This window comes from Bacillus sp. B.PNR1 (assembly GCF_030386235.1).
GTDB lineage: Bacteria > Bacillota > Bacilli > Bacillales > Bacillaceae > Bacillus > Bacillus stercoris.
In genome coordinates this window covers 760,828-775,241 of sequence record NZ_JANYMN010000002.1, presented here as the reverse complement: position 1 = coordinate 775,241, position 14,414 = coordinate 760,828, and the positions used below count along the sequence as shown (strand labels likewise).

Below are 14,414 nucleotides of genomic sequence, written 5' to 3'. Positions count from 1 at the left end.
ATCACACATCAATTATTATCATACAGATGCATAATGATTATTCTGTCTCTCTTAGACTTTATTATAGAGACAAAGAAATTTACTTTCAAGTAAAATATCTTGAATTAAAGATTATTTTCCTTTCCCAAACAGCTTACTTTTCAAAAGCTGTTCTCAAGCCGGAATACAGCGCGGATAATTCTTTACTGATCCGAGGATAATGAGCGGCATGCGGCACTTGAATATCCGCCGGCATTCTTTTCACGTTAAAGGATTGCTCAACCTGTTCAAAAAACGTCCGCAGCTGGTTGATCTCTTCATCAGAAAACGGAGAAGGCGGACGGCGGTGAGCTTGGGCTGAGAGCAAATAATACCCTAAGTGCTGAGCACCGGAAATAACAGGCCAGAGTTCATCCGCATTCGCATGAGGAAACTCCCCAAGCGCCTTGTCATACGCATCCCGAAGCCTGACGAGACTCACCCTTAATTTATGTTCGTCAGCTTTCTGCCCGGTTAACAGTTTCTCCATAAACTGCCCTTCCAGCCGGATGACGTTCCTCATCAGTTCAGGCAGCCGCTTCGTTGAAAACCGCCGCCACAAAAGCATTGTTCCCAATAGCCCGATCACGCTGCCGACAGCTACGTCCGTCAGCCTCGCTATCATAAAATAACCGGTGTCCGCGCCGCCATGCATACTTTCTGTGATAACAAGCGCATTTGCGGTTAAAAAGGGAACAGCCAGCGCATAATTGCGGACAATCAGCATCTCAAGAAGACATTGCAGCGCTGCAATACAAAACGCAATATAAACACCGCCCGGCTTAAAAAACAAGATTGCGCCTGCCAGCATAACACCGATCACCGTTCCGGCCGAACGCTGAATAGCCCTGTGAAGCGTAAAAACAACAGTAGTGCCAAGCATGACCGCTGCTGCCGAAAGCGGAATCCAATAGGAGCGTGCAAAGCCGAATACGAGGGCAAACATATCGGCGGCAAACAGAACAATTCCGTACTTTAACGCTCTAATCAAAACCGGAGACTTCCAGTCAAAGGCATTTCTCAAAAAGTAAAAAGAGGATGGCAGGCGGCTCGGTTCCCCATCAAGCTGCTTTTCCAAACGTCCTGAAGCGATATGCAAAACCTCGTTGATTTCTTCAAACAGCTTTCGCTTTGGCTCAGATTCATTTTCATTAATCTGAAACGTATTGAAAACCCGTGCATGTGCAAGCATATCTCCGGTTTGACGAAGTGCCTTTTCAATCTGCGCGGTCTCTCCATCCGGCGTTTCAGCTGAAAAATGAATAATGGCAAGGAATATGTCGTCAGCTTTTTCAAGCAGGCGGAAAAACCGTTCATCATGCCGCGATTTTTTCCGTCCGTTCCCTTTACCCAGAACGGTTTGGCGGGCTGTTCTGAGCATGAGCACCGTCTGATGCTGCGCATGATGAAAACCTGGCGTTCCGACGGCTGAAAGACATGCAGCCAGCTGATCATATGTTTTTTGCAGCACCGCTCCCTCCGGTCCATGCTTGTTCCATAACCAGCCGATTAGCGTGATGCCCATGGCGAAAATGCCTCCGAGAAACGTCAGTCCCGCTCTGAACAACGCTTGTGAAGGATCGGCCGGAAGACCGGAACTGACTAAAAAGGCAAGGACAAAAAACATCGGCGCAGGGCCTTGAATGCCGAGCGCGCTAAAAATAAACATTGCCGCTGCACCGACCATCCCCAAAACAGCCGCCATCATCCAAAGCGTCCCGGACAAAAGCGTCCCTAAACAAAATGAGAGGGCGATCCCAATAGAAACCAAGAGCAGCTTCAAGGCGCGCTTTTTGTAAGATTCACCGCCAGCATATAAATAAACAAAGCCTCCGATACTTGCAGTTAGTCCGTAATCCGTGTGACCCGCTAATGCGCCGACCAGCACAGGAAACCCTGAAGCGAAACCTGATCCGATAGCCTTTTTCCAAGGAAATGGATTCGCATGAATGCGAAAGGCATCCTTCATGATAGGCATGATTCTTTGATTGTTCTCACCAGTTTTGTTCATTTGACAAAATCCTTTTCAATGAATATATAGAGCTCTTCCCATTTCTTCGCTTTAGTATGCCCAAAAACGCGGTTAGCTCCTCAATTGGTGTGCCCGATAAAAAAAACAGAGACTTAAACCGTCTCTGCTTGCATGACATCAGTTTATTCGCAATATCATAAAAGCGGCACCTGTCAGGACTGCTTCGTCCTTCTGCTTTCCTTTAAGAGCAGGTGGATAAAAAATAAAGGGTAAATCAATAGATACCCATTAAACAGCCACCACACAAGATCAAAGTCCCTGCTGAATGTCCAGAATGATATCGCCTGCAGGCCTGAACAACAGGTCAGCACAAGAGAAATCAGCGCCATCAGCTTCCACTCAGCACGATTCACCCGCTGTAAGTACAAGCTGTACAACCCTGTCACAGAGATCAGGATATCCAGAGGAAAAAAAGACCAGTTCCAGGCGATCATAAACGGATGGTCATGATGTTTAAAGGCCCAGTTTTCCGGTATGAGCGAAAACCCGGCTGACAGCCAGTACAAGATAAAGCCAATATCAGTCACGAGAAAAAAGAGCTTCATATATCTCATTTGTACTGCCCGCTTTTATGTACCGGCTCAGACACCCCAGCCTGCTCGATCAGGTTTAAAGACACAACACCGGCAATAATCAATCCAATTGAAATGACTTTCATGACACTAACATGTTCTTGAAAAAACAAAAAACCAACCACTGTAATCAGGACGATTCCCATCCCTGACCATACAGCATATGCAACAGATACGTCTATTGATTTTAGCGTAAGCGTCAGAAAGAAAAGACTCCCTCCATAAAAGAAAATCAACAGCACACTGGGAATGAGTTTTGTAAAACCGGACGATAGCTTCATGCTGACCGTTCCCGCAACCTCAAACAAAATCGCCAAGCATAGAAACACCCAATTCACGTTGCATCAGCCTCCTCATCAGCTGTTATACCGTTAAACAAAACATCTACAATTGATTCAAGAACCTCTCCTGTCGTGAACTGATGTTTCAGCGGATATTCAGGGTCATACACTTGGTTGATGCTCCCTATATACATATGAACAAACAGGTCCGGATTGATGTTTCTGATTTTCTTTTGCTGTTTGCACTCGTTTAATAATGCTAGGACAATTGCCCATTCTTCCTTAATAAAGGTATCTAGTGTAAGCCACGCATCGTAATGGTATTTCTTCAGTTCGCTTAATAATCCCATGTTCAGCAGTTCCATCCCCTGCGGAAGGCTGATCAGCATTTTTTTCACCTTTTCAAGCACATTTAAACGTTCATTTTCATAGATGTCTCTTTCCATTTGCTTCATTTCAGCTATAAATTGTTCGACAACCGCCTCAACAAGCTGATCTTTAGATGAATAATATGCATAGAGCGTCCGCTTGCTTGTTCCCAGCGCTGCCGCCAAATCATTCATCGTAAATGAAAATCCTTTCTGTTTAATTAGCCGGATGGTTTCCGCCAGAATTCTTTTATCCATATCAATCCCCCGCTTTCGGTACTACAAAAACTGTTTCAGTACCAAAATTATATGACAGCAATTTATGGAAATCAACAATATATAAAAAAACCTCTCCAATTGGGAGAGGTTTAAAAGACACTGCGGACCAAACCGCCGTCCGCCCGAAGCGCTGCACCATTGATCGCAGAGGAAAGCGGGCTGCTTAAAAATGTAACAAAGTGGGCGATTTCTTCCGGACGGATCAGTCTTTGAATGATAGAGGTCGGCCGGTTTTCTTTCATAAAACGTGCCTCAGCTTCTTGAACAGTCAGGTTTTCATCAGGATACAGCGAGTTCAGCATGGTTTCCACACCCTCTGTTAAGGTAGAACCCGGCATGACGGTGTTGACTGTGACATTCGTGCCGGTTGCCAGCTCCGCCAAACTGCGGGAAATGGACAGCTGCATTGTTTTCGTCGCACTGTAATGGGCCATCTCCTGTGACGGCATAATCGCCGCTTCACTGGCAATGAAAATCACACGTCCTTCTTTTTTCTCGATCATGTTATGCAAATACTTGCGTGTCAGCCTTACACCGCTCATAATATTCACTTCAAAAAAACGAAACCATTCATCATCCGGAATATCAAAATACTCCGCCGGTTCGAAAATCCCTAAATTGTTGATCAAAATATCAACGTGCGGATATGCCTGAAACAGCTCATTGCAGCCTTCTTCTGTTCCCAAATCAAATGCAGCCGGATACAGGACCGCTTCAGCATGTTGTGTTTTCAATTCATCTATCGTCTGATTCACTTTCTCTTCCCGGCGTCCGTTAATAATCACTGCCGCCCCTTCTTCAGCTAACGAAGAGGCAATAGCTTTTCCGATCCCCGATGTCGAGCCGGTAACCAGTGCGGTTTTTCCTTGTAAATTCAGCTTCATTCTTCATCCCTCCGTTTTTGATTCCTCTTATTTATTGACAGAAATCTGATTGGTGAAACATCTGCTCTGCAACCAGTATGAAACAGCTGGGATTGAAATGGAAGTACGCACTTTTTGGTGCCTGTGATTTGGAGAAAAAATAAAGCAGAACCTCTTGAGAGGTTCTGCTTTATTGTCAGTATGTATGGAGACGGTGGGAGTCGAACCCACGTCCAGAAACATCGATTACTTAAGCGTCTACGAGCGTAGCCTGCATATTTATGGTTTCACTCATCTTCTTGCCTGCGGGCGGGCCTTCCGAGAGCTAGTCTGTTCATCTCTTCTTACGTTCTCAGACGGGAACGCAAGCGTAGCCTACTTAGATGTGCTCTTCACAGACACATAGGCAATGTCAGGAAGAGCTCGCTGCGCTTATTAGGCAGCTAATGCTACGTTTTGGTTAAAACTGTTAGTTTTGCCAGTTATATTTAAGTGCGTGTTTACGAGATCGCCTCTCGGCTCGCAGCTCAAGCTCGATCCATCCCTGTCGAATCCGTAACGTCCCCTTGGTATAAGGGAAATACGGGAGAAAATATCAAGCTCTCACTCAAACTGGCTATAGTCTTATTATAACATGATCACGGCTCTTTTCAATTGTCAAATCCTTCAAATGAATGTCGACGTGATCTGATCGTGAACACAGTATAGCACAGGCCTGATTTTCGAATCAAGCACTATGCCTTTAGAAGCCTTTTTGGCTGTCTCTGAACGCTCTTTCGATTTCCCGCTTCGCGTCCTTGCGCTTCAGGTCTTCCCGTTTGTCATAGTTCTTCTTCCCTTTTCCAAGGCCGAGAAGCACTTTGGCAAAGCCATTTTTCAAATACAGCTTTAGCGGAACGAGAGAATAGCCTTTTTCCTTTGTTAACCCGATCAGCTTGTTAATCTCCTTACGGTGCATTAACAGCTTTCTTGTACGGAGCGGATCGTGGTTATAGCGGTTTCCCTGCTCATATGGGCTGACGTGCATATTGTGGAGAAACACTTCTCCCCGTTCGATTTTGGCGAAGGAATCCTTAAGGTTTACGCGGCCGGCGCGAATCGATTTGATTTCGGTTCCTTGCAGAACGATGCCTGTTTCATAGGTTTCTTCTATAAAATAATCATGGTTGGCTTTCTTATTTTGAGATAATACTTTTCCTGACCCTTTTGGCATGCCAGAACCTCCTCTCTCTAAGGAAAAACTGTCCACCTTTTGCGATACGCTCTATTTTACCAAATGTCACGTACCGCTACAATGAAAAGCTGTTTCCGAAAGAAAGCAAATAGAGCGCTGCGGCCCTATTTGCTGGTTGAGCTGTTATTTCTTCTTTTTCCGTTTCTGTTTCGGCGCATTTTGGAAGCCGCGTTTTTTCTTTTTCTTCTTCGGCTTAGTGAACCATTCTCCTTTTTCCTCAGACGGCGCTGGAGAAACAGGTGTATTGGTGCTTTGAACGCGTTTTCTGGCAGGCTTTCCGCGTTTTCTGCTCCGGCTGCTGTCCAATTCTCTCGGACGGCGTGGAGAGCCCTTCATGCCGACGATTTCAAAGTCGATATTGCGCTCATCCTTATTGACATCGACAACCTTGACTGTGATTTCATCCCCGATGCGGAAGACGTTTCCTGTCCGCTCGCCGATCATTGCGAAATGCTGTTCGTCAAAACGGTAGTAGTCATCTGTCATAAAGCTGACGTGTACGAGTCCTTCGATTGTATTCGGCAGCTCGACGAACATGCCGAAGTTTGTCACAGAGCTGATCATGCCGTCAAACTCTTCACCGATTTTATCAAGCATGTATTCCGCTTTTTTCAGATCATCCGTCTCACGCTCGGCGTCAACTGCACGGCGCTCCATAGATGATGTATGTTCAGCGATATCCGGCAGGCGTTCAGCCCACTTTTCCTGTGTCGCTTCATCGACTTTGCCGTTGATCAAATACGTACGGATTAGACGGTGAACGATTAAGTCCGGGTAACGGCGGATCGGCGATGTGAAATGCGTATAGAATTCCGTTGACAGACCGAAGTGCCCCAAGCTTTGCGGGTCGTATTTCGCCTGTTTCATCGAACGGAGCATAACAGTAGATATAACCGTTTCCTCAGGTCTGTCACGCACAGCGTCCAGAATGCTTTGCAGGGCGCGCGGGTGAATATTTCCCGCCGTTCCTTTCACCACATAGCCAAATGTCGTCACAAACTCTAAAAACTTTTGCAGCTTTTCAGCATTCGGCTCTTCGTGAATCCGGTATATAAACGGGACGTTCATCCAATGGAAATGCTCCGCTACTGTTTCATTTGCCACAAGCATAAATTCTTCAATGAGCTTCTCGGCGACAGAGCGTTCTCTGATCACAACGTCTTTAACCGCTCCTTCGTCATCGACAAGCACCTTTGCTTCTTTGAAATCAAAGTCAACGGCGCCGCGGTCCATCCGCTTATCGCGAAGAATTTGAGCCAGGCGCTCCATGTCTTTGAACATCGGAACAAGAGGCTCGTATTTTTGTTTCAGCTCTTCATCATCGTCAACAAGAATTTTATTCACATCTGAATATGTCATTCTTTCCGTTGTTTTGATGACACTTTGGAAGATCTCGTGCTCTGTCACCTGTCCCTGACTGTTAATGGTCATTTCACAAGAAAGCGTCAGGCGGTCAACCTTTGGATTTAAGGAGCAGATGCCGTTTGACAATCTGTGCGGAATCATCGGGATGACACGGTCAACCAAATACACACTTGTCCCTCTTTCAAGCGCTTCTTTGTCAATCGGTGAGTTTTCGGTTACATAATGGCTGACATCAGCAATATGAACGCCAAGCTTGTAGCTTCCATCGTCCAGCTTCGTCACGGTAACTGCATCATCCAAATCCTTCGCGTCCGCCCCATCAATGGTGACAATCACCTGGTCACGGAGATCACGGCGGTCTTTCAGATCTTTTTCATCAATTGTGTCAGGCGTACTTGATGCCTGCTCCATCGCGTCGGCTGGAAATTCTCCCGGCAGGCCGTGCTTATGAATGACCGATAAAATATCAATGCCCGGATCATTTTTGTGGCCGAGAATGGTTTCAATCTCACCCTCAGCGTTCATGCGGCCTTCAGGATAGCTCGTCAGCTTGACAACAACTTTATGCCCTTCCGCAGCTCCATTTTTCCCGTTTTTCGGAATGAAGATGTCACTCGTGATTTTTTTGTCGTCCGGAATGACAAAGCCGAAGTTTCTCGTTTCTGTATACGTGCCGACAACCCGCTGAATCGCTCTTTCTAAAATCCGTATAACGGTTCCTTCCTGCCTAGAGCCGCTTGACTGTGAATTCAGGCGAACCATGACGATATCGCCGTTCATTGCCGTATTCAGCTCATTAGGCGGAATAAACACATCGCTTAACGACGTATCCTCAGGCAGCAAAAAGGCGAATCCTTTCGCATGCGCTGAAATCTTTCCTTTTATTAAATTCATCTTCTCCGGAATGCCGTAGCGGTCGCTTCTCGTCCGTACGATAAGCCCTTTTTCTTCCAAGGCGACTAACGCTTTGACGAGCTCTTTAAACTCCTCGGCTTCCGTAATTTTTAACATCTCCTCTAGTTCCTGAACAGTCAAAGGCTTATATGCCTCTTCCTTCATAAACGAGAGAAGCTTTTCCATAAATGCTTCTTTTTCCATTATCCGACCTCCTGTTGATTACCAATCGAGCTTCTCTAAAAATTCATACACATCCTGATGGACGAGGTCACGTTCTTTGTCGAGTGTAATGACATGGCCTGATTCCTCGTACCATTTCAGCTGTTTATCATCAGTTTCCACTTCGTTGTAAATAATATTGGCGCTTTCGGTATTAATCATGTGATCATGACGGGCCTGCACCACAAATGTCGGTGAATAAATCATATCGACATTGTTCCGCACATCAGCAATTAAGTCTTGCAGCGCCTTGAGGGTATTCATCGGCGTTTTTTCAAATTCTTTCATTTCCTCTTCAATTTGCTCAGGGCTTTTCCCCTCAAACTTTTTGTAATTGCGAGCGTATGAAAGAACACCCTGATACATGACCTCTTCACTCTTAATATGCATCGGTGCGCACATTGGGACAATTCCCTTTATGGGTACAGTGTAACCCAATTTCAGCGAAAAAACCCCGCCAAGCGACAGTCCGCAGGCAGCAATGCTCTCATAGCCTTCAGATTTTAAGTATTCATAGCCATCCATTACGTTTTTCCACCAGTCTTCAGGCCCCGTATGTACAAGTTCTTCAGGCGGGACGCCATGTCCTTCATATTGAGGCGCGTGGCACGTATAGCCCCGTTCATTCAAATATCTTCCCAGCATCCTTACATCCGCTGTATTTCCTGTAAAGCCATGCAGCAAAAGCACCGCTTTGTCTCCGCCTTTAAATGTAAATGGTTTTGGTGTCACAACTTTCATGCTCATGTCTCCCTTTCTATCTGCACGATCATTATAGTTTTCCACAGTTTAATCAGAAAAAAACGTTATGAATATCAGCCAGAAACGTGAAAAAGGCCTGACTTCACATCAGACCTTATACAAACATTGCCCTATAGGATATAAGCAAGCGCAATCGTTAACACGAAAAACAAGACTGCCAGCACTACCGTAATGCGGTGCAAAATTAAATCAAGACCTCTTGCTTTTTGTTTCCCGAAGAGCTGCTCCGCTCCGCCTGAAATCGCACCAGATAATCCGGCGCTTTTACTGGATTGAAGCAAAACGACAATAATAAGTGCAATGCTGACGATAACCAATAAGGTAATCAAAACTGCGTGCATCCCTTACACCTCCAGACTCACTGGCTACATTACTTCTATTTTACATGAAAAGGGTTGGCATGTCACGCTGTATCAGACGCCAAAAGGCCGGATAAGACGTTTTGTCTTGGTTACCCTATTCATATGAAAAGGTCAAAGGAGAAAAGCGATGCCGCTTATCAGCATAGCCAGCAGGAAACATCTTTTTTATGAAGAATATGGACAGGGAATCCCTATCATTTTTATCCACCCGCCGGGCATGGGACGCAAGGTTTTTTATTATCAACGCCTTCTTTCAGAGCATTTCAGGGTGATTTTTCCTGATTTAAGCGGGCACGGTGACAGTGAACACACGGGTGACACCGCTTCTATTTCCTATTATGCGAACGAAATCATACAATTCATGGACGCTTTGTACATTGATAAAGCTGTGTTTTTCGGGTATTCCGCCGGGGGCTTAATCGCGCAGCACATCGGCTTCATCCGCCCGGACAAAGTGTCACACCTGATTCTGTCCGGCGCCTACCCCGCTGTTCATAATGTAATTGGCCAGAAGCTGCACAAACTGGGAATGTATCTGCTTGAAAAAAACCCCGGTTTGCTCATGAGAATCCTCGCTGGGAGCCACACAAAAGACAGACAGCTTCGCAGCATATTAACAGGCCATATGAAAAAAGCAGACCAGGATCAGTGGCATCAGTATTATCTGGATTCGCTAGCCTACAACTGCATTGAACAGCTGCCCCGGCTAAACATGCCAATGCTTTTTATGTATGGCGGCCTGCGGGACTGGACCTTTACAAACGCAGGCTATTACCGAAGGGCTTGCAGCCATGCCGAATTTTTCAGATTGGAATATCAGGGACATCAGTTGCCGACAAAACAATGGAAAACATGCAATGAACTGGTGACAGGGTTTGTGCTGACACATCATTCAAGATAGAAAACGCTTGGATCTTCTTGCGTTTTTTCTCTTTTATTGACTTTTGTCAACAAAATCATAGTAAAAAAGATCCTCAAATTTCAAATTAAAGTAGTGAAGCATTTTACCGATCACAAGCTGCCCCGGCCTCCTTTCACCATTCAGCACACGGCTCAGTGTGGCGGGTGAGACTCCGATTTCCAGCGCAAGCTGATTAAGGGAATAATCGTTATTAACCATATACTGCAAGACATAATCACGTCTAATCTGTATCTTTTCTACTGGCACTTTCCTCACCTTCCATTCCTGAAAAAACTTTTTTCTATAGTTTTACATTACGGCTTATGTTAACTTTTGTCAATACATTTCCAGTCTACCTATTCCCTTTAGTCAATAAACATACTAAAATATGAGTAACAGTGAGGGACGGGGTGAGACATATGGAAAGCTTTGGCGAACAATTGCGGGCATTGCGCGAGGAGAGAAAGTTAACGGTCAACCAGCTGGCGACTTATTCAGGCGTAAGCGCGGCCGGCATCTCCAGAATCGAAAACGGAAAACGGGGCGTTCCCAAACCCGCCACCATCAAAAAACTGGCGGAGGCCTTAAAAATTCCTTATGAGGGGCTTATGTACAAGGCTGGTTACATCGAAGAAGTTCATGAAGCCAAGGCTCCTTATGAAACGAAGTGCAAGCTGCTCGAAAAAGCGGAGGCCTATGACCTGAAAAACCTTGCGCTTCTTGAGAACGAAAAATGGCAATATCTCAATAAAGAAGATTTGCTCATGCTCGATCATTATTTTTCGTTTATTTCAGACGAAGCCAAAAAACGGTCTGCTGATGACTGACTATTGATAGAAATGAGAGGCGATAGACCATGTCACCGTTCGGACAGCAATTACGGGAGCTGCGCCGCGCCCGCAAACTGACAGTGAATCAGCTTGCGGTGTACTCAGGCATCAGCTCGGCCACCATTTCAAAAATTGAAAACGGCAAGCGCGGGACGCCAAAACCCGCCACGATCAAAAAACTGGCGTCCGTCCTGAAGGTGCCGTACGAAGACCTAATGGCCGCCGCAGGCCATATTCAGGCCTTTCCTAAAGAAATCCGCGAAGCATCTGAAAGCTATCAGTCCGTTTATGACATTTACCAGACGGCTGTCACGCGCGGAGCGAAGCACCTCCCGATTTTCAATAGCCGAAAATGGGAACATCTTTCAAAGCAGGATATTGAAAATCTCAGCAAATACTTCGATTTTTTATCTTCGGAAGCAAAAAAACGCGCTTCTTCCTCATAATCCCTTGTTCCTCTTTCTGCATTTCATCAATCACGCTTGCATACCTTCCCTCGTTATTTGCGTTATAATAGTGACAGACGAGGTGAAAAGTATGAACCAATCAGAAATGTGTCCTAGATTTGAAAAAGCAGTCGACATCTTAAGTAAACGCTGGGTCGCTTTAATCGTATTTCAGCTCTTGAACGGGTCGCAGCGATTTAGCGAAATTGAAGCAGCACTTCCAAATCTAAGCGGCAGAGTTCTGTCAGAACGGCTGAAAGAACTTGAGCTTGAAGGAGTAGTAAAACGGGATGTCATCCCTGAAACTCCGGTTCGCATCGAATATTCATTGACCGATAAAGGAAAGGCGCTTGCCCCCATTTTAGGTGAGATTTCTAAATGGGCGACTGAATGGATTGACCCTTCCTTTCTTGACTAATTGCTAAAACGGTTCTGATCTCAAAGACGAGAAAAAGAACCGTTTTTTATTTTTTTATTTTCCAGGTGAAAAAAAGATATCTCAGCCGATATATAGTACATCCACACATTACGATTTTAAAGGAGACCACTATATGCGACTGACGATTTCCCGCAAATTCAGCCTGGTATTTTTGACACTGATCCTGATCAATTTACTTGTAGGCGGAATAGGCGTTCTTAATATGCAGCATATCATTCAAAAAACAGATGAAATCAACACAAAATGGATTGACGGCATCAAAGACATTACCTCGATTAATTATGTAACCGAGCACCTGTCTTCTAAAGAAAAGGACTTTCTGATTTATACAGACAAAAGTAAAATGGATACACTTGATCAAGAAATGAATCAAATCATGGAAGACATTAACCAAAAGCTTGATAGCTATAAAAAAACGATCTCCACTGATAAAGAGCAGAAACTGTTCGAGCAGCTTCAAACTGAAGTGAACACCTATATCGATATTCATGCGCAAATAATCGAGAGCGGCCGCACAAATGACATGGACAAAGCAAGAGGTTTATTGGTCCAAACTGAGGCCAGTTTTGAGGATATGAAAAAAACAATCACTCAGCTTGTTGACTACAATAAAGAAGGCAGCAACACAGCAGTAAAAGAAACGAAGGCCGTCTATCAAAAAGGGCTCATTTATACTGCCCTGCTTGTGGCGGCTTCGATCATCGTCAGCATTTTCATCTGGCTTTATATCGCGCGAAACATTGTAAAGCCTATCATTCGCATGAAGGAGTCTGCCAATCATATTGCCGAGGGAGATTTGTCGAACGACATGGAGCCGCTCAACTCAAAAGACGAACTGGGCGACCTGAATGAAGCGCTGCAAAAAATGGTAGGGAATCTGAGAGATATTGTCGGATATTCTAAAGACATCTCAAGCCGGGTTCTTTCTTCTTCACAGGTGCTTGCTACCGCAACGAATGAAACAAGATCCGGCAGCAAACATATTACTGAAACGATGAACGAAATGGCTGAGGGCTCTGAACAGCAAGCCCAAGACGCTGTGACGATTGCCGAATCGATGAATGAGTTTACCGAAAGCATTGATAAAGCCTATAATCACGGCATTACAATCAGCGATACGTCTCAAAACGTTCTCGAACTCGCGGTAAGCGGAAACGAAAATATGCATACGTCATTACAGCAAATGAAAACCATCCACCATATCGTTCAAGAAGCCGTGCATAAAGTGAGATCACTTGAACAGCATTCTCAGGATATCAACAAGCTCGTTCAGGTCATCAACGGGATTGCCGAGCAAACGAATTTGCTGTCCCTTAACGCCGCGATTGAAGCTGCCCGCGCAGGAGAAAGCGGCAAAGGCTTCGCCGTTGTGGCCGATGAAGTCAGAAAGCTGGCTGACGGCGTTTCTGATTCCGTGCAGGACATTACCCGGATTGTAAACGGGACACAGCAGGAAATCCACTCCGTTATTAAGTACTTGGAAAGCAGCTTTACAGAAGTCGAAAAAGGAACGGAAAACCTGACAGACACCGGACAGGCTATGCAGCATATCAAACAATCTGTCACTCATGTTGCAGACAGCATTAAGGAAGTTACGGATGGCCTGAAGCAGTTAACAAACCAATCGATTACCATCAATCAATCGATTGAAAATATCGCTTCTGTATCCGAAGAGTCGGCCGCCGGCATTGAAGAAACATTTTCAATTACCGAGCAATCCGCCCATTCGATGGATCAAGTGCTTCAAAATGCTGAGGAGTTGGAGCGGCTGGCGAAGGAGCTTAATGCAAAGATGGATCAGTTTACAATTTAAATAGAAAAAAGAGGCTGGACTCCAGCCTCTTTTTTTATTCTATGCAGCTGATTGAACATGATTGGCTCTTGTTCTTTTTTTCTTCACCGGACTTAATGCCCGCTCCAGCCAGGCCATGAGCAAATCGGCTGCCACCGCCATCACCGCAGTCGGTATCGCCCCGGCTAGAATAATCGCAGTTCCGTTTGTCGCGTTTGATCCGCGGACGATCATGTCCCCAAGGCCTCCGGCGCCGACAAATGTGCCGATTGCTGTAATCCCAATGGCAATGACGAGAGCCGTGCGAAGGCCCGCCATGATGACAGAAAGTGCGAGCGGGAGCTCAACCATTCTGAGCACTTGGAATTTCGTCATGCCCATTGCTTTTCCCGATTCTAGGTAGGCATGCTCAATGCTGACAATCCCTGTGTACGTGTTTCGGATAATCGGGAGCAGGGAATACAGAAATAATGATACAATTACGGTATTTGCGCCGAGCCCCATAACAAGCATCAAGACGGCCAGCATGGCGAGCGCGGGGATTGTTTGAATAACGTTTGTTACGGCGAACACCCAAGCTGACAAACGGCGAAAATGCGCGATGAGGATTCCCGCCGGAACCCCGACGACAGCGGCAAACAAAACACCGTAAGCCGACATAAGAAAGTGGCGGCCGAATTCATCCATGACATAACTGCCATTCTGCGCGTAATACGTCATTAACTGTTCAAGCACGTTCATTGACCCCTTCCCC

Annotated in this window: 16 protein-coding genes and 1 other RNA gene; 5 read left to right on the top strand and 12 right to left on the bottom strand. The window is 45.6% G+C overall.

From position 1 onward, the window contains the following. Positions 1–133: 133 nt before the first annotated feature. The 10 genes from NZD81_RS15245 to secG all read right to left on the bottom strand — a co-directional run bounded on the left by NZD81_RS15245 (position 134) and on the right by secG (position 9,231). The gene (locus NZD81_RS15245) at positions 134–2,029 is read right to left on the bottom strand and encodes an FUSC family protein (RefSeq protein WP_289860951.1); all 1,896 of its coding nucleotides are present in this window, start codon (positions 2,027–2,029) and stop codon (positions 134–136) included. A 173-nt stretch (positions 2,030–2,202) separates the two neighbouring features. Beyond that, on the bottom strand, positions 2,203–2,604 hold the full coding sequence (locus tag NZD81_RS15240; RefSeq protein WP_040081811.1) for a YvaD family protein: 402 nt from the start codon (positions 2,602–2,604) through the stop codon (positions 2,203–2,205). After that, a complete protein-coding gene (locus NZD81_RS15235) occupies positions 2,601–2,960 on the bottom strand; it encodes a DMT family transporter (protein WP_014665391.1) in 360 nt (119 codons plus the stop codon). Before NZD81_RS15235 ends, NZD81_RS15240 begins: the two co-directional genes overlap by 4 nt. Next, positions 2,957–3,529, bottom strand: coding sequence for a TetR/AcrR family transcriptional regulator (locus NZD81_RS15230; protein WP_069150321.1), 573 nt, complete (start codon positions 3,527–3,529; stop codon positions 2,957–2,959). Before NZD81_RS15230 ends, NZD81_RS15235 begins: the two co-directional genes overlap by 4 nt. 110 nt (positions 3,530–3,639) lie before the next feature. Continuing rightward, on the bottom strand, positions 3,640–4,434 hold the full coding sequence (locus NZD81_RS15225; protein ID WP_014665393.1) for an SDR family NAD(P)-dependent oxidoreductase: 795 nt from the start codon (positions 4,432–4,434) through the stop codon (positions 3,640–3,642). A 182-nt stretch (positions 4,435–4,616) separates the two neighbouring features. Then, positions 4,617–4,979, bottom strand: a transfer-messenger RNA (tmRNA) gene (gene ssrA, locus NZD81_RS15220). Positions 4,980–5,155: 176 nt separating this feature from the next. Then, positions 5,156–5,626 (bottom strand): SsrA-binding protein, encoded by a 471-nt coding sequence (gene smpB / locus NZD81_RS15215; protein WP_003220025.1) that lies wholly within the window; start codon positions 5,624–5,626, stop codon positions 5,156–5,158. 144 nt (positions 5,627–5,770) lie between these two features. Beyond that, positions 5,771–8,110, bottom strand: coding sequence for a ribonuclease R (gene rnr / locus NZD81_RS15210; RefSeq protein WP_014665394.1), 2,340 nt, complete (start codon positions 8,108–8,110; stop codon positions 5,771–5,773). 18 nt (positions 8,111–8,128) lie between these two features. Then, positions 8,129–8,869, bottom strand: a complete 741-nt coding sequence (locus NZD81_RS15205; RefSeq protein ID WP_003242610.1) for an alpha/beta hydrolase — start codon at positions 8,867–8,869, stop codon at positions 8,129–8,131. Between the two features lie 131 nt (positions 8,870–9,000). Continuing rightward, positions 9,001–9,231: a preprotein translocase subunit SecG gene (secG, locus tag NZD81_RS15200; RefSeq protein ID WP_003220028.1), complete on the bottom strand. Its 231-nt coding sequence runs from the start codon at positions 9,229–9,231 to the stop codon at positions 9,001–9,003. A gap of 148 nt (positions 9,232–9,379) precedes the next feature. On the opposite strand from secG, the gene NZD81_RS15195 reads away from it, so the two are divergent. Continuing rightward, entirely contained in the window at positions 9,380–10,153 is a 774-nt protein-coding gene (locus NZD81_RS15195) for an alpha/beta fold hydrolase (protein WP_103031009.1), read from the top strand. A gap of 33 nt (positions 10,154–10,186) precedes the next feature. Here the strand turns inward: NZD81_RS15195 and NZD81_RS15190 are convergent, their stop codons facing one another. Further along, on the bottom strand, positions 10,187–10,420 hold the full coding sequence (locus tag NZD81_RS15190; protein WP_009968172.1) for a helix-turn-helix domain-containing protein: 234 nt from the start codon (positions 10,418–10,420) through the stop codon (positions 10,187–10,189). A 152-nt stretch (positions 10,421–10,572) separates the two neighbouring features. Between NZD81_RS15190 and rghR the strand changes: the two genes are divergently transcribed. The 4 genes from rghR to NZD81_RS15170 all read left to right on the top strand — a co-directional run bounded on the left by rghR (position 10,573) and on the right by NZD81_RS15170 (position 13,681). Further along, complete coding sequence (rghR, locus tag NZD81_RS15185) at positions 10,573–10,980, top strand: transcriptional repressor RghR (protein WP_014665397.1); 408 nt, start codon at positions 10,573–10,575, stop codon at positions 10,978–10,980. A 29-nt stretch (positions 10,981–11,009) separates the two neighbouring features. Then, a complete protein-coding gene (locus tag NZD81_RS15180) occupies positions 11,010–11,429 on the top strand; it encodes a helix-turn-helix domain-containing protein (RefSeq protein WP_282373521.1) in 420 nt (139 codons plus the stop codon). Positions 11,430–11,520: 91 nt separating this feature from the next. Continuing rightward, entirely contained in the window at positions 11,521–11,847 is a 327-nt protein-coding gene (gene catR, locus NZD81_RS15175; RefSeq protein ID WP_003242888.1) for a catDE operon transcriptional regulator CatR, read from the top strand. A 133-nt stretch (positions 11,848–11,980) separates the two neighbouring features. Next, positions 11,981–13,681, top strand: a complete 1,701-nt coding sequence (locus NZD81_RS15170; protein ID WP_282373532.1) for a methyl-accepting chemotaxis protein — start codon at positions 11,981–11,983, stop codon at positions 13,679–13,681. Between the two features lie 39 nt (positions 13,682–13,720). On the opposite strand, the gene opuBD is transcribed toward NZD81_RS15170, so the two are convergent. Continuing rightward, entirely contained in the window at positions 13,721–14,401 is a 681-nt protein-coding gene (gene opuBD, locus NZD81_RS15165; RefSeq protein ID WP_014665400.1) for a choline ABC transporter permease OpuBD, read from the bottom strand. Between the last annotated feature and the right edge of the window lie 13 nt (positions 14,402–14,414).